The sequence below is a fragment of the Bradyrhizobium sp. genome, from assembly GCF_030693485.1.
GTDB lineage: Bacteria > Pseudomonadota > Alphaproteobacteria > Rhizobiales > Xanthobacteraceae > Bradyrhizobium.
Window position 1 is genome coordinate 1 of sequence record NZ_JAUYAN010000082.1, and the last position, 20,151, is coordinate 20,151.

A 20,151-nucleotide genomic window follows, 5' to 3' on the forward strand; every position below is an offset into this window, starting at 1 on the left:
CTGTTCCTCGGCACCAGGCCGGGCTGGCTATTGGTTCAGCGCTGGCTGATGGGCACCGTGCTGGCCGGGCTCGCGGTGAAGATGGCGCTGGAGACGAAGCGGGCGTGAGTTTACTTTCTTACCTCTCCCGCTTGCGGGGGAGGTCGACGCGCTTGCAGAGCGCGGCGGGTGGGGGCTCTCGCCACTTGCACTGAGTTATCGTTGAGGCACCCCCACCCCGGCCCTCCCCCGCAAGCGGGAGAGGGTGAAGAAAAGTGATCAATCCAGCCTGGCTTCCATGCCGCGCCTGGTCGCCGGCCGCGCCATCAGCGTGTTGTACCAGCGCTCGACATTGGGAAAATCCTTCAGATCGACCTTGTGGCGCGGATGCCGCCAGGCCCAACCGAGAATGGCGAAATCCGCGACCGACAGCGGACCGGCGACGAATTCGTGATTTGCGAGGCGGCGATCCAGCACGCCGTAGAGCCGCACCGTCTCCGCCGCATAGCGCTTCAGGCCGTAGGCGCGCTCGGTCTCGTTCTCCAGCGCGATGAAGTGATGCACCTGGCCGGGCATCGGCCCGAAACCGCCCATCTGCCACATCAGCCATTCATAGACCGGGATGCGCTCGATCAGGGAGGTGGGCAGGAATTTGCCGGTCTTCTCGCCGAGATAGAGCAGAATAGCGCCGGATTCGAACACGCTGACGCGCTTGCCGCCCGGGCCGTCGGGATCGACGATCGCGGGAATCTTGTTGTTGGGGCTGATGGCGAGGAAATTCGGCGCCATCTGCTCGCCCTTGCTGATATTGATGGGGAACACCTTGTAAGGCAGCCCCATTTCCTCCAGCGCGACCGAGATCTTGCGGCCATTCGGCGTGTTCCAGGTGTACAGTTCAATGGTCATTTTTTTGGTTTCCCCCGGTGAGCGGAACATCCAGTACCCCGGAACCTGCTGATGTTACAACCGCCGCCGCCGATACGGCTGGTGACACTATGCGCTGTTGACGGGGCAGCCCCGGCTCTGGAATGTGCCCGCATCCGCCGATAGATTGCCCACGCTCCAATCCCCCTCGAGAACCTCGCTTTGTCCAAATCAGCCTCCCGTGCCCGCCTCGCCGAGATCATCCGCAAGCGCTCGTTCGGGCGCGGCGAAATCACGCTGGCCTCGGGCCGCAAGAGCGACTTCTACTTCAACCTCAAGCCGACCATGCTGGACCCCGAAGGCGCCACGCTGCTGGCGGAGCTGACCTTCGAGGCGCTGAAGGACGATCAGCTCGACTATGTCGGCGGGCTGGAAATGGGCGCGGTGCCGCTGGCCGGCGCCATCGCGCAATTGTCCTGGATCAAGGGCCATCCGATCGCGGCGTTCTTCGTGCGCAAGAAGCCGAAGGAACACGGCGCCCGGCTCGCGATCGAGGGATTGGCCAAGGGCGAGAGCCTGCAAGGCAAGCGCGTCGTGATCGTCGAGGACGTCACCACGACAGGCGGATCGGCGCTGAAGGCGGTCGAGGCGGTGCGCGATGCCGGCGCCGAGATCGCGCTGGTCTTTACCATGGTCGACCGCGAGGAAGGCGCCGCCGAAACTTTTGCAGAAGCCGGCATCCCGTTCCGCTCGCTCTACAAGGCGGGCGAATTCCTGAAGGGCTGAGTTCTTCTTACCTCTCCCGCTTGCGGGGGAGGTCGCCGCGCAAAGCGCGGCGGGTGGGGGAATTCTCTCGCCGCACTCGTATACTAACTGTGCGGCGACACCCCCACCATAGCCGATGCTTCGCATCGGCGTTCTTCTGCTAAGAACGGCGGCCACAGGCCGCCTATGCCCTCCCCCGCAAGCGCGGGAGAGGGGGAAGAGAAGAAGCGGCATTTTCTTTTCCACCATCAGTTCCCCGGTCACGGCTCGTTTACCATCTCCGCCCTAAGGTGAATCCGTGCTGAGGCGTCGATCGCCGCGGCCGGTTCGTTGCGTTGAGTGGAGTGTGCGTTGCGTAAAGAGTTGACTGATCTGCGCATGCGGCGCCGCATGATGGTTGTTGCCGCCATGGCGCTTGCCGGCACAGTTGCCGTGACGCCGCGCACGGCTTCGGCCGAAGGGCTGTTCGATTTCCTGTTCGGCGGCGCGCCGAAGCAGCAGCAGCGCCAGGCCCCGGCGCAGTCGAATTTCTTTGCCGACCCGTTCGGCCTCAATTCGCAGCCCGCGCCACCGCCGCGCCAGATGGCTTCGGGCTCCGGACCGGCGTTTTGCGTGCGCAGCTGCGACGGCAAATACTTTCCGCTGATGCGTGGCAATGCTTCGCCGGTCCAGATGTGCCAGGCGTTCTGCCCGGCCAGCGTCACCAAAGTCTTCTTCGGCAGTTCGATCGAGGGCGCGTCCTCGACCATGGGCGAGCGCTATGCCGACAGCGAGAACGCCTTCGCCTACCGCAAGGCGCTGCGTGCCGACTGCACCTGCAACGGCCGCGATCCCGCGGGTCTCGCCCCGGTCGACCTGACGCTGGATTCTTCGCTGCGCTCGGGTGATGTGATCGCCACCACCTCAGGCCTGGTGGCCTATACCGGCGTCAAGCTCGGCGCCAGCCAGACCGCGGAATTCACCCCGGTTGCTTCCTATCCGGGCCTCACCGCCGATGTCCGCGCCCGGCTCGGCGAGATGAGGGTCGCGCCGGTGAGCGCCGAAATGGTCGCCGCCAACGCGCCGCTGCCGGAGACAGCCCGCGATGTCGTGCTGCCCGCGACGTCGGTGCCGAAGACGGTTTCGACAAGAGACAAGCGCGCCGAAGTGAATTGAAGCTGCCTCATGGTGAGGAGCGCGCTTCTTGGCGCGCGTCTCGAACCATCTGGCACGTCGTCCCAACTCATCCTTCGAGACGCGCGCAAGTGCGCGCTCCTCTGGATGAGGACCGAGTACAGTTCACCGCCCGACGATGACGCCGATCACGTTCGGGGCCGAAAGATACTTGTCCTCGATATCGGCGCGCGCGGCGGCGCGGTTTTCCGGCGTCAGCAGGCCGCGTTTTTCGGCCAGGATCATCCAGCAATAGCCCCACCAGTCCGTCAGCATGCCGTGGTCGTCGACGAGGTCGTACCCCTGCTCGGCGGCAAAGATGCGCGCATGCGCTTCGTCGAGCCGGTCGAGGAAGGCGTGGTCCTCACCGGAAAACAGGTCGTCGCTGAAATCGTCCGTGGTGTAGCCCCACACCGACATGCAGACCGCGTTGAATTCGCGGTCGATCTGGTCGTCATCGACGATCCTGCGGCGCGAGGCCTGGTGCAGCCGCGACAGCGAACGGGCGAAGTCGGCGATGCGGGTGAGCGCGAATTGATCGAAGGCGATGGTGGACATGTAGTCCTCGAAATCCTGGATAGACCCTAGATATTGTATCAGCAGCGTTCCGAATCACTATGATATATCAAAGACTTGCTAAAGTGTTCTTAATTTGTTCCAGGCTGAGCGATCGGACCATCGCAGAGCCGCTAAACAATTTACTTATGCCGGGGATACTGCACACGCCCGCCCCTCGCGGGAGACGGGTTTCAACTGAGCCAGGTAAGCGGCATGCGCGGCATCGTAGCATTTGCGATCATGACGGCCATTCTTGCGGTGATCGATGCTGCCTTTTTCAAGGGCAAATATCTCAACGATACGCAGGATGCGATCACGGGCCTTGCGTCGATCTCGACTCAAATGGGCGGGCGCCGTTGAACCGGCGTCGACGGTCATCGCTCGATCTGCGGCTACAAGGGTGGGCAAAAGCGCAGCGTGCCCACCGTCTTGCTTGTTCCGGTTGAGACTTTGTTGGTGGGCACGGCGCGAAGAGCGCGCCTTTGCCCATCCGGCTCACATCGCCGACAGCAGCTTGTCGCCGCAATAATTGGCGTAGAATTTTCCGCCACACTGTTTGCGGATCGCGGCGCAGCGGGCCGCGGGCGAGGCATTTTTCGCGACGCTGAAGGAGCAGCCGAGGCCATCGGCGCTCTTGCCGGCCTTGCCGGCGGCGAAGGCCGCGCTGGTGGCGCTGATGCAGACCACCAAAAGCGCCGCGGCGGCGATTTCGATCATCAGTTTCATGGCGCTATTCTCCCTCGACTATCGTCGTATCCGGTCGCGGATTTGCTATCGCGACCCCGATCATAACACCTGGGCGGGCTCATGCGGAGACCGCAATCCGGCCCGGTCCTTGCATAAAATCATGCCAGCGCGGTGCACAACAAGGCCCCCGGCGGTTTCGATCCCAGGGCAAGGCGCGTATGATTCGGTGGGGACTTCAAGCTTCAGGGATTTGCGATTTGCCAAATCAGACATTTCCAGGGAATTTTCCGGCGCCGGGCCAGCCCATCGACGAATTGGCGCTGGCCGAGATCAAGAGCGCGATCCTGGTCAAGCTCAGGCTGGCGGTCGGCAAGGATGCCGGCATGGCGACCCGGCGCGACTGGTACAAGGCGGCGGCGCTGGCACTGCGGGACCGCATCGTGCACCGCTGGCTGATCACGGAAAAGCAGAGCTACGACGAGGGACGCAAGCGGGTCTACTATCTCAGCCTGGAATTTCTGATCGGCCGGCTGTTCACCGATGCCCTGAACAATATGGGGCTGTTGCCGGTGTTCGAGACGGCGCTCAATGATCTCGGCGTCGGCCTGTCGGATTTGCGCAAATGCGAGCCGGATGCGGCGCTCGGCAATGGCGGCCTCGGGCGGCTGGCGGCGTGCTTCATGGAGAGCATGGCGACGCTGGCGATCCCCGCCATCGGCTATGGCATCCGCTATGATTTCGGCCTGTTCCGCCAGATCATCACCGACGGCTGGCAGCAGGAATATCCCGACGAGTGGCTCGGCTTCGGCAACCCCTGGGAATTCCAGCGGCCCGAAGTGGTCTATCACATCCATTTCGGCGGCGGCGTCGAGCATGTCGAGGCCAAGGGCCGCGACCGCGCGATCTGGCATCCGGCGGAAACCGTGCAGGCCGTCGCCTATGACACTCCGATCGTGGGCTGGCGCGGCCAGCACGTCAACGCGCTGCGGCTGTGGTCGGCGCGCTCGCCCGATCCGCTCAAGCTAGACGTCTTCAATACCGGCGACTATCTCGGCGCCAGCGCCGAGGAAGCCCGCGCCGAATCGATCTGCAAGTTTCTGTATCCGAACGACGAGAGCCCGGCGGGCCGCGAGCTGCGGCTGCGCCAGGAATATTTCTTCGTCTCGGCCTCGCTGCAGGATCTGGTCAAGCGCCACCTCGCCTCCGACGGGCAGTTGCGCGGGCTGGCGTCGAAGGCCGCGGTGCAGCTCAACGACACCCATCCGAGCCTCGCCGTCGCCGAACTGATGCGGATCCTGGTCGACCTGCACCATTTCCGCTGGGACGAGGCGTGGAAGATCACGGTGGCGACGCTGTCCTACACCAACCACACGCTGCTGCCGGAAGCGCTGGAAACCTGGCCGATCGAACTGTTCGAGCGGCTGTTGCCGCGCCATCTCGAAATCATCTACCGCATCAATGTCAGCCATCTGGCGCTGGCGGAATCGCGCTGTCCCGGCGATGACGATTTCAAGGCCTCGGTCTCGCTGATCGACGAGCGGTCCGGCCGCCGGGTGCGGATGGGACAGTTGGCCTTCGTCGGGTCGCACCGCATCAACGGCGTCTCGGCGATGCATTCGGACCTGATGAAGGAAACCGTGTTTCACGATCTCAATCATCTTTATCCGGCCCGCATCACCAACAAGACCAATGGCATCACCTTCCGCCGCTGGCTGATGCTGGCCAACCCGAAGCTGACCGGCCTGTTGCGCGAGGCCTGCGGCGAGGCCGTGCTCGACGATCCCACCCAGCTCTCGCTGCTCGAAGCCCGCGCCAGCGACGCCGCGTTCCAGCAGAAATTCCGCGACGTCAAGCTGCGCAACAAGGCCGCGCTGGCGCGGCTGATCGGCGAACGCCTCAACGTCCATGTCGATGCACACGCGCTGTTCGACGTCCAGATCAAGCGCATGCACGAATACAAGCGGCAGCTGCTCAACATCCTGGAGGCGGTGGCGCTGTATCACGCCATCAAGGACAACCCGCAGCGCGACTGGGTCCCGCGGGTAAAGATCTTCGCCGGCAAGGCGGCGGCGAGCTATCGCTACGCCAAGCTGATCATCAAGCTGATCAACGACGTCGCCGACGTCGTCAACAACGACCCCGCGATCGGCGGACGGCTGAAGATCGTGTTCCTGGCCGATTACAATGTCAGCCTCGCCGAGGTGATCATCCCCGCCGCCGACCTGTCCGAACAGATTTCGACCGCGGGCATGGAAGCCTCCGGCACCGGCAACATGAAGCTGGCGCTGAACGGCGCGCTGACCATCGGCACGCTGGACGGAGCCAATATCGAAATCCGCGATCATGTCGGCGCGGAAAATATCGCGATCTTCGGCATGGAGGCGATGGACGTGGTGGTGCGGCGCAAGCAGGGGCTGGATGCGATCGACGTGATCCGGCGCTCGCCGCATCTGTCGCGCGCCATCAGCGCGATCGGGTGCGGCGCATTTTCGCCCGGCGATCCCGACCGGTTCGAATCGATCGCGCACGCGCTGCGTCATCTCGACCACTACATGGTCAGCGCCGATTTCGACTCCTATTACGAGGCCCAGCGCGGCATCGACGCACGCTGGCAGGTGGTGCCGGCCTGGACCAGGGCCTCGATCCTCAACGTGGCGCGGATGCCGTGGTTCTCGTCCGACCGCACCATCCGGGAATATGCCGAGGAGATCTGGACTGTCCCAGTGCGGCCGGCGCCGCATCCGGCGTTGCTGGAGCCGGGCGCGCAACGCGGGGCCGGCTGATTTCGGCGAGCGGAAAGCCACTGCCTCCGGCGTCATTGAATTGACGTTCGAGAGCCGCGATACTGCGCGCGGGAAGGTCGTTGCGAGCACCGCGAGACGTTCATGCCGTCATTCCGGGGCGATGCGAAGCATCGAACCCGGAATCTCGAGATTCCGGGTCTGGTGCTGGCGCACCATCCCGGAATGACAGGCGATACACCAATTCCGTTTCGAGGACCCTCATGCTGACCAAGGCCCCGCACCTTTTCGACGACGCCACGAGGGTTACCGCCGGCGACAGCCGCTGGCAGGGCCGCACCAGCGACGATTACTGGGCCTTTGTCGGTCCGTTCGGCGGCGCCACCGCCGCCACCATCCTGCGGGCGCTGATCGATCATCCGGAGCGATCGGGCACGCCGCTCGCCCTCACCGTCAATTACTGCGCGCCGATCGCGGCCGGCGGCTTCGATCTCGACCTTCGCCTGGTCAAGGCCAACCGGTCGTCGCAGCATTGGTGCGTCGAGCTGACGCAAGACGGCGGCGAGGTGGCGACACTCGCCACCGCCGTGTTCGCCGAGCGCCGTCCGTCATGGTCGCACCAGCCGGCGACGTTTCCGCAAGCCACGCCTTTCGAGCAGATCCGGCCGTATCCCAAGATCAAGGCCGTCTGGGCCAATCAGTATGATTTTCGTTTCATCGAGGGCAATCCGGATCTGGCCGGAGCGACGCCGCAGGCCGGGCCGGCGAGCGCCTATTCCAAGGTGTGGATCGGCGATCGCATTCCCCGGACCATCGACATGCTGTCGCTGATGTCGATGTCGGACGCATTCTTCGCCCGCATCTTTCATGTCAGGCGCGAGTTCGTGCCGTTCGGCACGGTGTCGCTGACGACCTATTTCCACGTCGACGCCGACGATCTCGCCGCCGAAAACACCAGCCGCGTGCTCGCGGTCGCCGACGCCAGGATCTTCAACAAAAGTTACGGCGACCAGAACGGCGAATTGTGGTCGCCGAACGGCCGCCTGCTCGCGACCACGACCCAGATCGCGTATTTCAAGGCGTAGATGTCCGATCCCGAAATCAGCCCCCGGCGCATCGCCCTGCTCGGCGTTCCCCTGGAGATCGGCGCGTCGCAGCGCGGCACGCTGATGGGGCCCGATGCGCTGCGCACGGCCGGCATCGGCCGCGTGCTCGCGCAATTGGGATTTGCGGTCGAGGATCACGGCAATCTCGCGATACCTGCGGTTTCGCCCGCCGAGGGGCCGCCGCCGGCCCACGCGAAATATTACGACGAGATCAAGACCTGGATTCGCGCGCTCAGCGAACGCGCCTATCTGCTGGCGCGCTCGGGCGGCATTCCGATCTTCATGGGCGGCGATCACAGCCTGTCGATGGGATCGGTGAACGGCGTCGCGCGGTACTGGAAGGAACAGGGCCGGCCACTGTTCGTGCTGTGGCTCGACGCCCATGCCGACTACAATACACCCGGCACCACCGGGACCGGCAACATGCACGGCATGTCCGCCGCGTTCCTCACCGGCGAACCCGGACTCGACGGCCTGCTCGGCGACCAGCCCCGCGTCTCGATTGCCACCGACCAGCTCGATCTGTTCGGCATCCGGTCGGTCGACCCGCCTGAAAAGGAAATTGTCCGCGACCGCGGCATTGCGATCGCCGACATGCGCGCGATCGACGAGTTCGGCGTCGGCGTTCTGATCCGGCGGGTGATCGAAAGGGTCAAGGCGCAGGGCGGCGTGCTGCATGTGTCGTTCGACGTCGATTTTCTCGATCCTGCGGTGGCGCCCGGCGTCGGCACCACGGTACCGGGCGGCGCCACCTATCGCGAGGCGCACCTTGTGATGGAGCTGCTGCACGATTCCGGACTGGTGCGCTCGGTCGACATCGTCGAACTCAATCCGTTTCTCGACGAGCGCGGCCGCACCGCGCGGGTGGCGGTCGAACTGGTCGGCAGCCTGTTCGGCCTGCAGATCACCGACCGCCCGACGCCGAGCAATGCGGTGTTTCCGGAAAATACGTAGGAGCGGAACGGCAGTCTCTCGTCGTCCCCGCGAACGCGGGGACCCATAGCCACCAGCGCTAGTGGTTCACAACAGGCGTCTGACCGACCGCGTCAACGATGGGCCGCAGCGTGTGGGTCCCCGCGTTCGCGGGGACGACAGTTGCGGTTATTCCGCCGCGAGCTTGAGATCCGGCGCGGCGGCGCGGACCTCGGCGTCGACCTGGGCTTCGAATTTTGCAAAATTCTTCTGGAACATGCCGACCAGCGCGCGCGCCGTCTTGTCGAACTCGGCCTTGTCCTTCCAGGTGTTGACGGGATCGAGGATCTCGCTCGGCACACCGGGCAGCGCTGATGGTACCGCGAAGCCGAAATACTTGTCGGTGCGGAATTCGACGTTGCGCAGGGAGCCGTCGAGCGCGGCGGTCAGCAGCGCCCGGGTCACCTTGATCGGCATCCGGGAGCCGGTGCCGTATTTGCCGCCGGTCCAGCCGGTGTTGACCAGCCAGCAATCGACATTGTGCCTGGCGATCAGCTCGCGCAGCATGTTGCCGTAGACCGAGGGGTCCAGCGGCAAGAACGGCGAGCCGAAGCAGGTGGAGAATTCCGGCTGCGGCTCGTTGCCGAGGCCGCGCTCGGTGCCGGCCACCTTGGCGGTATAGCCGGACAGAAAGTGATACATCGCCTGCGCCGGCGTCAGCTTGGCGATCGGCGGCAACACGCCGAACGCATCCGCCGCCAGCATCACCACGTTCTTCGGATGACCGGCGCGGCCAGTGCGCGAGGCGTTGGGGATGAAGTCGAGCGGATAGGCCGAGCGGGTGTTTTCGGTCTTCGAGCCGTCGTCGAAATCCGGCACCCGCGTGTCTTCATCGAGCACCACGTTCTCCAGCACCGCGCCAAAGCGATTGCTGGCGGCGTGGATCTGGGGTTCGGCGTCCTTCGACAGCTTGATGCATTTGGCGTAGCAGCCGCCTTCGAAATTGAAGACGCCTTCATTGCCCCAGCCGTGCTCGTCGTCGCCGATCAGCGTACGGTTCGGATCGGCCGACAGCGTGGTCTTGCCGGTGCCGGACAGGCCGAAGAAGATGGCGCTGTCGCCCTTGGGCCCGACATTGGCCGAGCAGTGCATCGGCATCACGCCCTTGGCGGGAAGGTAATAGTTCAGCGTGGTGAACACGCTCTTCTTCATCTCGCCGGCATAATAAGACCCGCCGATCAGGACGATCTTGCGGGCGAAATCGATCGCGACGACGTTCTCGGACTTGCAGCCGTGACGTTTCGGGTCGGCGCGGAAGCTCGGGATGTCGATGATGGTCAGTTCAGGCACGAAATCGGCGAGCGCCGAGGTCTCGGGCCGGATCAGCAGCGTGCGGATGAACAGCGAGTGCCAGGCCAGTTCGGTGAACACCCTTGTCTTGATCTGGAAGCTCGGATCGGCGCCGCCATAGAGATCCTGCGCGAACAGCCGCATGCCTTCGGCGTGCTTGAGGAAATCCTGGTACAGCGCCTCGAACTGCTCCGGCGTGATCGACTGGTTGCCGGCCCACCACATCTTCTCGGTGGAGGCGTCGCGAACCGTGAACTTGTCCTTCGGGCTGCGGCCGGTGAACTCACCGGTATCGGCGCACAAGGCGCCATCGGCCGACAGCACGGCCTCGCCCGCGGCCAGCGAGTATTGATAGAGTTGCGGCGCGCCCAGATTCCAGTGCACCTGCTTGAGATTTTTTAAGCCGAATTTGTCGGCGCCGAAGGCTCCGTTACGAATGCCCGTCTCTTGCACTGGAAGAATCCTCCTGGAACCCGCGTATCCCGATCGCGCGAATGCCGCCAGACGCGCCTCTATGCGGTGACCTCAATATAGCCCTGTGGCCTCGGTCCGGCGACCTAATACTCAGGAATGCCGGGCTTGCCAAGCTGATCCCATAGTATTTGGTTTATTCAAGGGCCGGGTCCTTGATGCGGCTCAATGCTTGCCGCGTATTACCGCATTTCGGGGCCATGACAGCGCGACCATTCGCCGTCATCACAGCGGGAGCCCACCGCGAACAATTCTATTGCGCCGCACAATCGACGAATGCCGGCGGCGGAGTCGTCGCCCGCGATCGTTGCAGGCCGCCACTCACCCAATGTGCTCGCGCAACTGCGTGACCCTCGCTCGCGATCGGCAACCCATCGTCGCGTTCAAAGCGATGATCGGAATTCCGGACGCATTGACGGCTCGCCAAGCCCCGTTGATGTCGCCCGCCACGCGGCCATGCAGCGAGCCCCTCGATCGGAATTCTGAGAGCGGCGCGCGCTTGCCAATGGTCGCCGGCGGTGAACGCCGAGGTGAAAGGCTTGCGCGTTCACACCGGCCGCGATGATCTGCTATCCCCTCGCTATTCCTTCGCCCGCGCCTCGCCCGCCAGCCTGACCAGCATCTTGCGCAGCTCGCCCGGGCCGGTGACGCGTTCCGGGAAATCCAGCCGCAGGGTGGCGGTACCGGCCCGCAGGTCCATGCCGTCAGGATCGCAGCCGGTGCAGCTCCAGTCGGCGGCCCCGGCGCCCAGGAGCCTGGTCGCATAGAGGTTGATGGCGTCGCGATGGTCGGCGTTCATGTGCTCGACGGCCCCCTGTTCGGCCTCCAGCAGCGCGACGGCGCCGGAGATATCGGTCAGAAACTGCTCCGGCCCCAGGTCCACGATCCGCCCGAATCCCGCCACCAGATGCGCGCCGGTCGGCCGGATCCGAAAGAACGAAAAATCCTTAAATTTCACAAAAGCTTCCGCGGATGGATGGGCGTTGAGGTAGCGCTGGCGCAGGATCTCCTCCTGGTCGGCCCCTGCTTCCTCGGCGCGGCCCGCCAGCATGATCCGGGCGCCCTCCAGCGGGTCGCCCTCGGCCCGCTCGTCCAGCATCAGCGAGACCCTGGCATCGCCGAGAATATTCCTGGTGTGCAGCGCCAGCCGCGAGATCAGCAGGATCGGCGAGCCGTCGGGATGGCTGGCGAGGTTCACCAGCGAGCAGTAGGGATCGCCGGTTCCGGCCATCAAAGTCGCCAAAGCCCCTTGCCGGCTGCGCCGGAGCAGCGATCGGGTCAGTCGGCCTGCATCAAAATCAGGGGTGGGCTGCATCGAGCACCTCAAGACATCTCATTGCAATATGGACCTTTTCCCGGCTAAACGGGTTCTGTAAAGCTGGAACCCCCGGTAGCCTAGGCGTTTTGCGGAACTCGGTCACACTTCAGCCCAGCTTGCATTGCTCGTTGACCGCGTACGAAGGCCCATTTGGGCGGCGCATCGCTGGATTGCTCGCCGTTCCAGCCACACAATTTCTGAAAGCAGGCTCATGCCCACAATCGCCCTGGTCGACGACGACCGCAACATTCTCACATCCGTCTCGATCGCGCTCGAAGCCGAAGGCTATCGCATTATGACCTATACGGACGGTGCGTCCGCGCTCGACGGCTTTCGCACCAGTCCGCCCGATCTGGCGATCCTCGACATCAAGATGCCGCGCATGGACGGCATGGAAACGTTGCGGCGGCTGCGGCAGAAGTCCGACCTGCCGGTGATCTTCCTCACCTCCAAGGATGAGGAAATCGACGAATTGTTCGGCCTGAAAATGGGCGCCGACGATTTCATCCGCAAGCCGTTCTCGCAGCGCCTGCTGGTCGAACGCGTCAAGGCCGTGCTGCGCCGCGCCGCGCCGAAGGATCCGACCGCCGCGCCGAAGGAGACCGACGCCAAGGCGCTGGACCGCGGCCTGCTCCGGATGGATCCGGAGCGCCACACCTGCACCTGGAAGAACGAGGCCGTGACGCTGACGGTGACCGAATTCCTGATCCTGCAGGCGTTGGCGACGCGCCCAGGCGTGGTCAAGAGCCGCAACGCGCTGATGGACGCCGCCTATGACGATCAGGTCTATGTCGACGATCGCACCATCGACAGCCACATCAAGCGGCTGCGCAAGAAGTTCAAGGTGGTGGACGACGATTTCGAGATGATCGAAACCCTCTATGGCGTCGGCTACCGCTTCAAGGAAACCTGATTTTCAGGGGGGCCGGCGCGCGGTTGTCGACTGACGCCGCCGCCGGGATCGGCTAGGATAGCCGCAACGCAAGACGCCCTCGAAACAACCGGCAGTGTTGGCCATTGCTCGATCGAACGCAGCCTGATCCCAACCTGAATGCCGAGGCCGCCTCGCCGTCGCTGGCGCTGGACAACGACGCCGTCGAAAGCCCGCCGGCACGCGGCTGGCAACGCCTGCTCGGCTGGCTGCGCCGCACCGGCCAGTTTTTCTTCGCGCTCTCCTTTTCCAGCCTCACCCGCCGCATCGTCTCGCTGAATCTCGCGGGCCTGATCGCGCTGGTGGCGAGCATCCTGTATCTCTCCCAGTTCCGCGCCGGCCTGATCGATGCGCGTGCCGAAAACCTGTTGTCGACGGGCGAGGTGATCGCGCGCGCGATCGCCGCGACCGGCACCACGGAAAGCCACGCGCTCACCATCGACCCGGACCGCCTGCTCGATCTGAAGCCCGGGGAAAGCTACGGACCGTCCGACGACGCCCTGTCGGGACTGGATTTCTCGATCAATCCGGAACGCATCGCGCCGGTGCTGCGCGGCCTGGTGTCGCCGACCAAGACCCGCGCCCGCATCTACGATCGCGACGGCGTGCTGATCCTCGACAGCCGCAGCCTGTACGGCCGCGGCGACGTCATGCGTTTCGAACTGGCGCCGCCCTCGGCCGAGAAGCCCGGGATTGCGGAGCGCACCATGATCGCGTTCCGCACCTGGCTCAACCGCGGCGACCTGCCGCTTTATCGTGAACTCGGCCCGGAGAACGGCAAGGGTTACCATGAAGTCGGGCGCGCGCTGGGCGGCATCAAGGGCTCGATGGTGCGGATCAACGACCGCGGCGAAGTCATCGTCTCGGTGGCGGTGCCGGTGCAGCATTTCCGTGCGGTCAACGGCGCCCTGCTGCTGTCGACCCAGGGCGGCGACATCGACCAGATGGTGACCGCGGAGCGGCTGGCCATCCTGAAGATCTTCGCCGTCGCGTCCGTCGTGATGATCGCGCTCTCGCTGCTGCTGGCAAGCACCATCGCAGGCCCGGTGCGCCGGCTCGCCGACAGCGCCGAGCGGGTTCGCCGCCGCATCAGGACCCGGGTCGAAATCCCCGATTTCACCCGCCGCCGCGACGAGATCGGGCATCTCTCAGGCGCGCTGCGCGACATGACGGACGCACTCTATAACCGGATCGAGGCGATCGAGACCTTCGCCGCCGACGTCGCCCATGAATTGAAGAACCCGCTGACGTCGCTGCGCTCCGCCGTCGAAACGCTGCCGCTGGCGCGCAACGAGAACAGCCGCGCGCGGCTGCTGGCCGTCATCGAGCACGACGTCAAGCGGCTCGACCGGCTGATCTCGGACATCTCGGATGCCAGCCGGCTCGATGCCGAACTGCAGCGCCAGGACATGACGTCGGTCGATCTTCGCCGCCTGCTGAACGCGCTGACGACGGTGGCCAACGAGACCAGGCGCGGCAACAACGTCGCGGTGGAAGTCCGTTTCGAGGGCCGCGGCCCCTCCGACACCTTTTCGGTGCCGGGCCATGATTCGCGTCTCGGACAGGTGATTTCCAACCTGCTCTCCAATGCCCAGTCGTTTTCCGAAGCCGGCGGCAAGCTGCGCATCGTCTGCCGCCGGGTGAGGAACGAAATCGAAATCATGGTCGATGACGACGGGCCCGGAATTCGCGAGGACGCGCTGGAGCGGATCTTCGAGCGCTTTTACACCGACCGGCCGCACCAGGGCTTTGGGCAGAATTCCGGACTGGGACTGTCGATCTCCAAGCAGATCATCGAGGCCCATGGCGGGCGGATCTGGGCTGAAAATCGCGCGGGTCCCGTCAACGCCGAGGGCGAGCCGACCATCGCCGGCGCGCGCTTCGTGGTCCGGTTGCCCGCGCCATGACGGGCGCAGGGACCGCCAGCGTGCACGCCTCGGCCGTGCTGGTGGGGGATCGGGCGGTGCTGATCCGCGGAGCCTCAGGCGCCGGCAAGTCGCGTCTGGCGTTCGATCTGATCCTGGCCGGGCGCGCCGGACAGATACCGCCGGCCGTGCTGGTCGGCGACGATCGCGTGTATCTGGAGCAAAGCGGCGGGCAATTGGTCGTACGGCCGGCGCGCGAACTGGCCGGCCTGATCGAGGTCCGTGGACTCGGAATCTTCAGCTGCGACTTCGCGCCTCAGGCCGTCGTGGGCCTGGTGGTCGATCTGGCCGCCCCCGATGCCGAACGGCTGCCGCCGCCGGAGGCGTTGCGGGTCCCAATATATGGTATTGAGTTACCAAGAATTCCCGCGGGAATCGGTATTTTCCCGCTTCCACTCGTTATCGCTGCACTGACCATGACCGCGATTTCATCTTCTGCCCGGCCTTCGGACGATTGCCCGAAGGGAATTGGTAACCATATCAGTCCCACACTCGCGACCGAATAGACCGGCGCCGGCTCCCATCCCACCCCCTGATTCCGGGAGAATCGCGAAGAGCCCTCTTGCGCGGGGGCTCTGGATGGTCAAAGTGGCGCGTTCGTGCGGTGCACCAAAAAGCACCCGCGAGGAGTTTTCGATGATTGGTCTAGTACTTGTGACCCACGGGCGCCTTGCCGACGAGTTCAAGGCAGCGCTCGAACATGTCATGGGCCCGCAAAAACAAATCGAAGCCGTCACCATCGGTGCCGAGGACGATTCAGATTTATGTCGAAGTGACATTATCGAAGCGGTCAACCGCGTCGACAGTGGCGATGGCGTTGCGATCCTCACCGACATGTTCGGCGGCACGCCTTCCAACCTCGCGATCTCCTGCATGAGCCGTCCCAAGGTGGAAGTGCTCGCGGGAATCAATCTTCCCATGCTGGTCAAGCTGGCCAAGGTCCGCGAAGAGCGTTCGCTTCCCGACGCCATCGCCATGGCCCAGGAAGCCGGTCGCAAATACGTGACGATCGCCAGCCGGGTGCTCGCCGGTAAATGAGCGACGACGGCGCGGCACCAAAGGACAATGCCGGACCGAGCATTCCCTCGGGCGCGGTAACGCGCGAACTTCCCATCATCAACAAGCGCGGCCTGCACGCCCGCGCTTCCGCGAAATTCGTCCAGATGGTCGAGCGCTTCAACGCCGAGGTCTGGGTCACCAAGGGCAACGAGACCGTCGGCGGCAATTCGATCATGGGGCTGATGATGCTGTCGGCCGGACCGGGTACCTCCATCACCGTCTCCGCTGTTGGTCCCGAGGCGCAGGCCGCGCTCGATGCGATCACCGAACTGGTCGCCAGCAAGTTCAACGAAGAAGGCGTGTGAGAAGCCGATCCACTGCTGTCGCCGTAGCGACGGTGCGCTCCCTCGCCCCACGCTTGCGGACCGCGCTTGCGGGGAGAGGTGAAGAGAGATCTACTGCGCCGGCGCCGCGATGAAGACTTTCCAGGTGATCGACGGCCCGGGATAGCCCTTGAAGAAGCGTTGCGTGGTGATGCTGAGGCGCTCGGCATCTGGGGCATTCGCCGCCATCCACGCCTCGCAGATCGGCAGCCGGCCATCGGTGGTGTCGCAGACGCCGATGAAGCCGAGGCGTTTGGCCTGTTCCAGCGAGGTCAGCCCTGACGACCAGACCTCGCCCGGCGTCAGCGGCGCCGGATGGTCCGGACTGTAGAACGTCAGCGGCTGGTTCATTTCCGTGGTGCCGGCAACCACGGCCCAGCGTGAGTGATACCGCGACCGCCAGGCCAGTGTCAGTTCGCGGGCGAGTTCGGAGCGCGCGCCGTAGGTCGCAGCACCGTTCGGATTCACCGCCATCTCGCGTGCCGCGAGGTAAGGCGAGACGGCCAGAACGATCAACGTGATCGCGAGCCAGATCGCGGCGATATGAAACAGCGCGACCTTCCGAAGACGCAGCGCCGGTATCGCCACCAGCGCCAGGGGCGTCAGGAAGAACAGCGAGATTCCCCAATCGGTCTTCATGTAGACCGTGAAGGCCAGCGCGCCGATCACCGGGCCGATCGCGACCACGGCCTGGATGACCCAGACATTGAGCGCCTGCGACCGGTTCACGCCCGGATTCGGGCCGCGCGACCATGTATGCGTCAACAGCGCCGACGGATGCCTGACGTTTGCCAATGCCAGCGCCGCCGACGCCAGCACGATCGGCAGCGCCAGCAGTGCGACATTGTGGCCGATGTAACCGAGCACGAGTTGCAGGTTCTGGGCGCGGGTCAAATGCGTATAGACATCGCCGGCATAGGTCAGCGGCACGAAGTCCGATTCCTGCAGCCAGACCAGATGCGGCAGCATCACCGCCACCAGCGCCACGATCGCCACCCATGGCGCCGGCGAACGCAGGAATTGCAGCCGATCCGGATGCAGCAATGCCGCCAGTCCGACCGCGCCGATCATGGTCAGCACCCAGTATTTCGTCATCAGCGCCAGCGCGCCGGCGAGGCCGAGCCACAGGCCGGAGCGCACGCTGCGCTTCTCGAACGCATGGAGATAGGCCAGCACCAGCAGCGGCAGCGTCACCAGCTGCAGCAGGTCCGGATTGTATTTGAAACCCTTGAAGTTGAAGATCGGATAGAGCGCCAGCATCACCACGACGAAGAAGGCGCGGCGGCGGTCCACCACGCGCAGCGCGATCAGCCAGCAGATCACGAGGCCGCAGCCCAGCGTCGCCATCGCCAGCGCGTAGGTGGCCCAGTTGGCGACCGGAAAGAACCTGAACCAGAGCCCGGCGACCCAGCCCGAGAGCGGCGGATGCTTGCCATAGCCGAACTGGAACTTCTGGCCCCAGGCGAAGGCTTCGGCGACGTCCATATGGACGTCCTGCGCCGCCTTGAGATTGACCAGGATCAGGGTCCAGAGCACCGCATGGGCGGCGGCGAAGCCGATCACCAGCCAAAGCCCGGCTTTGGGATCGCTGGCCGTCGCGGCGAGCCACGCCGCCCAGCGCCGGAGTTTTGGCCAGCGGCGCGCGCGCGACGCCGCGGGCAGAAATGATGCAGTCGACATGGCCCAGTGCGTACCGCGTTTTCAGCCTGAGTGGAATCAGCTTGGCGTGAAGAAGCCCGCCAAAAAGCCGCATTATGGTTGCCGCAGCGGGGTGCCAATGCTATCCCGCGCCCATGACATCCATCCCTATTTCCAACATCCGCAACTTCGCCATCGTTGCGCATATCGACCATGGCAAATCGACGCTGGCCGACCGTCTGATCCAGACCACCGGGGGCCTGCAGGCGCGCGAGATGAAGGAGCAGGTGCTCGATTCCATGGATATCGAGCGCGAGCGCGGCATCACCATCAAGGCGCAGACGGTGCGGCTGACCTATCCGGCCAAGGACGGCAACACCTACATCCTCAATCTGATCGACACCCCCGGCCATGTCGATTTTGCTTACGAGGTTTCTCGGTCTCTGGCCGCCTGTGAGGGTTCCTTGCTGGTGGTCGATGCGAGCCAGGGCGTCGAAGCGCAGACATTGGCAAATGTCTATCATGCGCTCGACGCCGGCCACGAGATCGTGCCGGTGCTGAACAAGATCGATTTGCCGGCGGCCGAACCGGACCAGGTCAAGCGCCAGATCGAGGACGTGATCGGCATCGACGCCTCCGACGCGGTGATGATCTCGGCGAAAACCGGCATCGGCATCGACGACGTGCTGGAAGCCATCGTGCACCGGCTGCCGGCGCCGAAGGGCGACCGCAACGCGTCGCTGAAGGCGCTATTGGTCGACAGCTGGTATGACGTCTATCTCGGCGTCGTGGTGCTGGTGCGGATCGTCGACGGCGTGATGAAGAAGGGCAACCGCATCCGGATGATGGGCACCAACGCCGCCTATGACGTCGAGCGCGTCGGCTTCTTCACGCCGAAGATGACACAGATCGACGAACTCGGCCCCGGCGAGATCGGTTTTATCACCGCCGCGATCAAGGAGGTCGCCGACACCCGCGTCGGCGATACCATCACCGACGACAGGAAGCCGGTGACCGACATGCTGCCGGGCTTCAAGCCGGCGGTCCCCGTGGTGTTCTGCGGCCTGTTCCCGGTCGACGCCGACGATTTCGAAACCCTTCGCGCGGCGATGGGCAAGTTGCGGCTCAATGACGCCAGCTTCTCGTTCGAGATGGAAACCTCCGCCGCGCTCGGCTTCGGCTTCCGCTGCGGCTTCCTCGGGCTGTTGCATCTGGAAATCATCCAGGAGCGGCTGCACCGCGAGTTCGATCTCAATCTGATCGCGACCGCGCCGAGCGTGATCTACAAGATGCACCTGACCGACGGCCAGGAAATCGAGATCCACAATCCGATCGACATGCCCGACGTGGTGAAGATCGCCGAAATCCACGAGCCGTGGATCGAAGCCACCATCCTGACCCCCGACGAATATCTCGGCAGCGTGCTGAAGCTGTGCCAGGACCGCCGCGGCAATCAGAAAGAGCTGACCTATGTCGGCAATCGCGCGATGGTGAAATACGAACTGCCGCTCAACGAAGTGGTGTTCGATTTCTACGACCGGCTGAAGTCGGTCTCCAAAGGTTACGCCTCGTTCGACTATCATCTCACCGACTACAAGCCGGCCGATCTCGTGAAGATGCAGATCCTCGTCAATCTCGAGCCGGTCGACGCGCTCTCGATGCTGGTGCATCGCACCCGCGCCGAAGGCCGCGGCCGCGCCATGGTCGAGAAGATGAAGGAGCTGATCCCGCCGCACATGTTCGTGATTCCGATCCAGGCCGCGATCGGCGGCAAGGTGATCGCCCGCGAGACCGTGCGCGCGCTGCGCAAGGACGTCACCGCCAAATGCTACGGCGGCGACATCACGCGAAAGCGCAAGCTTCTGGAGAAGCAGAAGGAAGGCAAGAAAAAGATGCGACAGTTCGGCAAGGTCGACATCCCGCAGGAAGCGTTCATTGCCGCGCTGAAGGTGGATAGTTGAGGCGAGTTCTCGACCGCTGGAGCATGGTGAGATAGGTCCGATCCGGGCTTTCGTGACCGGAAAAGAAAAATATCGAAAACAACCCCATGCAATGCAAGACGACGGTGGCGTGATACCTGACGCGTCGTACGATACGATTTGACACGTCGGGCAAATCAGCTGCACGAGTCCATCATGGCGGCGCGTGTGAGCGGTGGCCCGTTCGCTGGTTATGCCCGCACCCGGAATAACAGTGCCATAAAAGCGTTATTACGATCGTCACGCGAGCCGAAAGCCATGACCAACATAACCTACGATGCCGAAGCTGACGCGGTGTACATCACCGTCGGGCGCGGCAAGGTCGACCGGACCGAAGAGACCGGGCCGTTCAACTACGATGTCGATGCCGAGGGACACATTGTCGGCATTGAG

General features: G+C 64.2%; 19 protein-coding genes and 1 pseudogene. 14 read left to right on the forward strand and 6 right to left on the reverse strand.

Going from position 1 to position 20,151, the window contains the following annotated elements:
- Positions 1 to 108, forward strand: a pseudogene (locus Q8N40_RS06140) (LysE family translocator); the annotation flags it as partial.
- 150 nt (positions 109 to 258) lie between these two features.
- On the opposite strand, the gene Q8N40_RS06145 reads toward Q8N40_RS06140, so the two are convergent.
- On the reverse strand, positions 259 to 885 hold the full coding sequence (locus tag Q8N40_RS06145) for a glutathione S-transferase family protein (protein ID WP_305711181.1): 627 nt from the start codon (positions 883 to 885) through the stop codon (positions 259 to 261).
- Positions 886 to 1,065: 180 nt separating this feature from the next.
- On the opposite strand from Q8N40_RS06145, the gene pyrE reads away from it, so the two are divergent.
- Together pyrE and Q8N40_RS06155 are read left to right on the forward strand one after the other, a co-directional pair.
- Positions 1,066 to 1,629, forward strand: coding sequence for an orotate phosphoribosyltransferase (pyrE, locus tag Q8N40_RS06150; RefSeq protein ID WP_305711182.1), 564 nt, complete (start codon positions 1,066 to 1,068; stop codon positions 1,627 to 1,629).
- A 330-nt stretch (positions 1,630 to 1,959) separates the two neighbouring features.
- Positions 1,960 to 2,763, forward strand: coding sequence for a DUF2865 domain-containing protein (locus Q8N40_RS06155; protein ID WP_370870987.1), 804 nt, complete (start codon positions 1,960 to 1,962; stop codon positions 2,761 to 2,763).
- A 123-nt stretch (positions 2,764 to 2,886) separates the two neighbouring features.
- Here Q8N40_RS06155 and Q8N40_RS06160 read toward each other — a convergent pair whose 3' ends face one another.
- Positions 2,887 to 3,318: a hypothetical protein gene (locus tag Q8N40_RS06160; protein WP_305322488.1), complete on the reverse strand. Its 432-nt coding sequence runs from the start codon at positions 3,316 to 3,318 to the stop codon at positions 2,887 to 2,889.
- A 213-nt stretch (positions 3,319 to 3,531) separates the two neighbouring features.
- Between Q8N40_RS06160 and Q8N40_RS06165 the strand changes: the two genes are divergently transcribed.
- Positions 3,532 to 3,678, forward strand: a complete 147-nt coding sequence (locus Q8N40_RS06165; protein ID WP_305322487.1) for a hypothetical protein — start codon at positions 3,532 to 3,534, stop codon at positions 3,676 to 3,678.
- Positions 3,679 to 3,813: 135 nt separating this feature from the next.
- On the opposite strand, the gene Q8N40_RS06170 is transcribed toward Q8N40_RS06165, so the two are convergent.
- Positions 3,814 to 4,044: a hypothetical protein gene (locus Q8N40_RS06170; protein WP_305322486.1), complete on the reverse strand. Its 231-nt coding sequence runs from the start codon at positions 4,042 to 4,044 to the stop codon at positions 3,814 to 3,816.
- 179 nt (positions 4,045 to 4,223) lie between these two features.
- Between Q8N40_RS06170 and Q8N40_RS06175 the strand changes: the two genes are divergently transcribed.
- The 3 genes from Q8N40_RS06175 to rocF all read left to right on the forward strand — a co-directional run bounded on the left by Q8N40_RS06175 (position 4,224) and on the right by rocF (position 8,806).
- A complete protein-coding gene (locus Q8N40_RS06175) occupies positions 4,224 to 6,788 on the forward strand; it encodes a glycogen/starch/alpha-glucan phosphorylase (protein WP_371135628.1) in 2,565 nt (854 codons plus the stop codon).
- Positions 6,789 to 7,009: 221 nt separating this feature from the next.
- Positions 7,010 to 7,831 carry an acyl-CoA thioesterase II gene (locus Q8N40_RS06180; RefSeq protein ID WP_305711184.1) on the forward strand — a complete coding sequence of 274 codons (822 nt, stop codon included), beginning with the start codon at positions 7,010 to 7,012 and terminating at the stop codon, positions 7,829 to 7,831.
- Positions 7,832 to 8,806: an arginase gene (rocF, locus tag Q8N40_RS06185; protein ID WP_305711185.1), complete on the forward strand. Its 975-nt coding sequence runs from the start codon at positions 7,832 to 7,834 to the stop codon at positions 8,804 to 8,806.
- Positions 8,807 to 8,953: 147 nt separating this feature from the next.
- On the opposite strand, the gene Q8N40_RS06190 is transcribed toward rocF, so the two are convergent.
- Positions 8,954 to 10,567 (reverse strand): phosphoenolpyruvate carboxykinase, encoded by a 1,614-nt coding sequence (locus Q8N40_RS06190; protein ID WP_305711186.1) that lies wholly within the window; start codon positions 10,565 to 10,567, stop codon positions 8,954 to 8,956.
- 598 nt (positions 10,568 to 11,165) lie between these two features.
- Positions 11,166 to 11,900, reverse strand: a complete 735-nt coding sequence (locus tag Q8N40_RS06195) for a HugZ family protein (protein ID WP_305711187.1) — start codon at positions 11,898 to 11,900, stop codon at positions 11,166 to 11,168.
- A gap of 214 nt (positions 11,901 to 12,114) precedes the next feature.
- Here Q8N40_RS06195 and Q8N40_RS06200 point away from each other — a divergent pair, with 214 nt between their 5' ends.
- The 5 genes from Q8N40_RS06200 (at position 12,115) to Q8N40_RS06220 (ending at position 16,123) form a co-directional block, all read left to right on the forward strand.
- Entirely contained in the window at positions 12,115 to 12,816 is a 702-nt protein-coding gene (locus Q8N40_RS06200; RefSeq protein ID WP_304740697.1) for a response regulator transcription factor, read from the forward strand.
- Between the two features lie 104 nt (positions 12,817 to 12,920).
- The gene (locus tag Q8N40_RS06205) at positions 12,921 to 14,741 is read left to right on the forward strand and encodes a sensor histidine kinase (protein ID WP_305711188.1); all 1,821 of its coding nucleotides are present in this window, start codon (positions 12,921 to 12,923) and stop codon (positions 14,739 to 14,741) included.
- Positions 14,738 to 15,265 carry an HPr kinase/phosphorylase gene (locus Q8N40_RS06210; RefSeq protein ID WP_305319728.1) on the forward strand — a complete coding sequence of 176 codons (528 nt, stop codon included), beginning with the start codon at positions 14,738 to 14,740 and terminating at the stop codon, positions 15,263 to 15,265. Before Q8N40_RS06205 ends, Q8N40_RS06210 begins: the two co-directional genes overlap by 4 nt.
- 130 nt (positions 15,266 to 15,395) lie before the next feature.
- Positions 15,396 to 15,797 carry a PTS sugar transporter subunit IIA gene (locus Q8N40_RS06215; RefSeq protein ID WP_024509305.1) on the forward strand — a complete coding sequence of 134 codons (402 nt, stop codon included), beginning with the start codon at positions 15,396 to 15,398 and terminating at the stop codon, positions 15,795 to 15,797.
- Positions 15,794 to 16,123 (forward strand): HPr family phosphocarrier protein, encoded by a 330-nt coding sequence (locus tag Q8N40_RS06220; protein WP_305319727.1) that lies wholly within the window; start codon positions 15,794 to 15,796, stop codon positions 16,121 to 16,123. Before Q8N40_RS06215 ends, Q8N40_RS06220 begins: the two co-directional genes overlap by 4 nt.
- A gap of 90 nt (positions 16,124 to 16,213) precedes the next feature.
- Here Q8N40_RS06220 and Q8N40_RS06225 read toward each other — a convergent pair whose 3' ends face one another.
- Positions 16,214 to 17,821, reverse strand: coding sequence for a glycosyltransferase family 39 protein (locus tag Q8N40_RS06225; protein WP_305711189.1), 1,608 nt, complete (start codon positions 17,819 to 17,821; stop codon positions 16,214 to 16,216).
- Positions 17,822 to 17,934: 113 nt separating this feature from the next.
- Between Q8N40_RS06225 and lepA the strand changes: the two genes are divergently transcribed.
- Both lepA and Q8N40_RS06235 read left to right on the forward strand, forming a co-directional pair.
- Positions 17,935 to 19,740, forward strand: coding sequence for a translation elongation factor 4 (lepA, locus tag Q8N40_RS06230; protein WP_305711190.1), 1,806 nt, complete (start codon positions 17,935 to 17,937; stop codon positions 19,738 to 19,740).
- Between the two features lie 174 nt (positions 19,741 to 19,914).
- A partial coding sequence (locus tag Q8N40_RS06235) for a DUF2283 domain-containing protein (RefSeq protein WP_305711191.1) occupies positions 19,915 to 20,151 on the forward strand: 237 nt, incomplete at its 3' end.

Excerpts from the sequence above, each read along its gene's own strand:
- Q8N40_RS06200 (WP_304740697.1), top strand. The coding sequence starts at position 12,115 with ATGCCCACAATCGCCCTGGTCGACGACGACCGCAACATTCTCACATCC.
- rocF (WP_305711185.1), top strand. The coding sequence starts at position 7,832 with ATGTCCGATCCCGAAATCAGCCCCCGGCGCATCGCCCTGCTCGGCGTT.
- Q8N40_RS06210 (WP_305319728.1), top strand. The coding sequence starts at position 14,738 with ATGACGGGCGCAGGGACCGCCAGCGTGCACGCCTCGGCCGTGCTGGTG.
- Q8N40_RS06225 (WP_305711189.1), bottom strand. The coding sequence starts at position 17,821 with ATGTCGACTGCATCATTTCTGCCCGCGGCGTCGCGCGCGCGCCGCTGG.
- Q8N40_RS06165 (WP_305322487.1), top strand. The coding sequence starts at position 3,532 with ATGCGCGGCATCGTAGCATTTGCGATCATGACGGCCATTCTTGCGGTG.
- Q8N40_RS06175 (WP_371135628.1), top strand. The coding sequence starts at position 4,224 with ATGATTCGGTGGGGACTTCAAGCTTCAGGGATTTGCGATTTGCCAAAT.
- Q8N40_RS06180 (WP_305711184.1), top strand. The coding sequence starts at position 7,010 with ATGCTGACCAAGGCCCCGCACCTTTTCGACGACGCCACGAGGGTTACC.
- Q8N40_RS06170 (WP_305322486.1), bottom strand. The coding sequence starts at position 4,044 with ATGAAACTGATGATCGAAATCGCCGCCGCGGCGCTTTTGGTGGTCTGC.
- Q8N40_RS06195 (WP_305711187.1), bottom strand. The coding sequence starts at position 11,900 with ATGCAGCCCACCCCTGATTTTGATGCAGGCCGACTGACCCGATCGCTG.
- lepA (WP_305711190.1), top strand. The coding sequence starts at position 17,935 with ATGACATCCATCCCTATTTCCAACATCCGCAACTTCGCCATCGTTGCG.
- Q8N40_RS06145 (WP_305711181.1), bottom strand. The coding sequence starts at position 885 with ATGACCATTGAACTGTACACCTGGAACACGCCGAATGGCCGCAAGATC.
- Q8N40_RS06220 (WP_305319727.1), top strand. The coding sequence starts at position 15,794 with ATGAGCGACGACGGCGCGGCACCAAAGGACAATGCCGGACCGAGCATT.
- Q8N40_RS06215 (WP_024509305.1), top strand. The coding sequence starts at position 15,396 with ATGATTGGTCTAGTACTTGTGACCCACGGGCGCCTTGCCGACGAGTTC.
- Q8N40_RS06160 (WP_305322488.1), bottom strand. The coding sequence starts at position 3,318 with ATGTCCACCATCGCCTTCGATCAATTCGCGCTCACCCGCATCGCCGAC.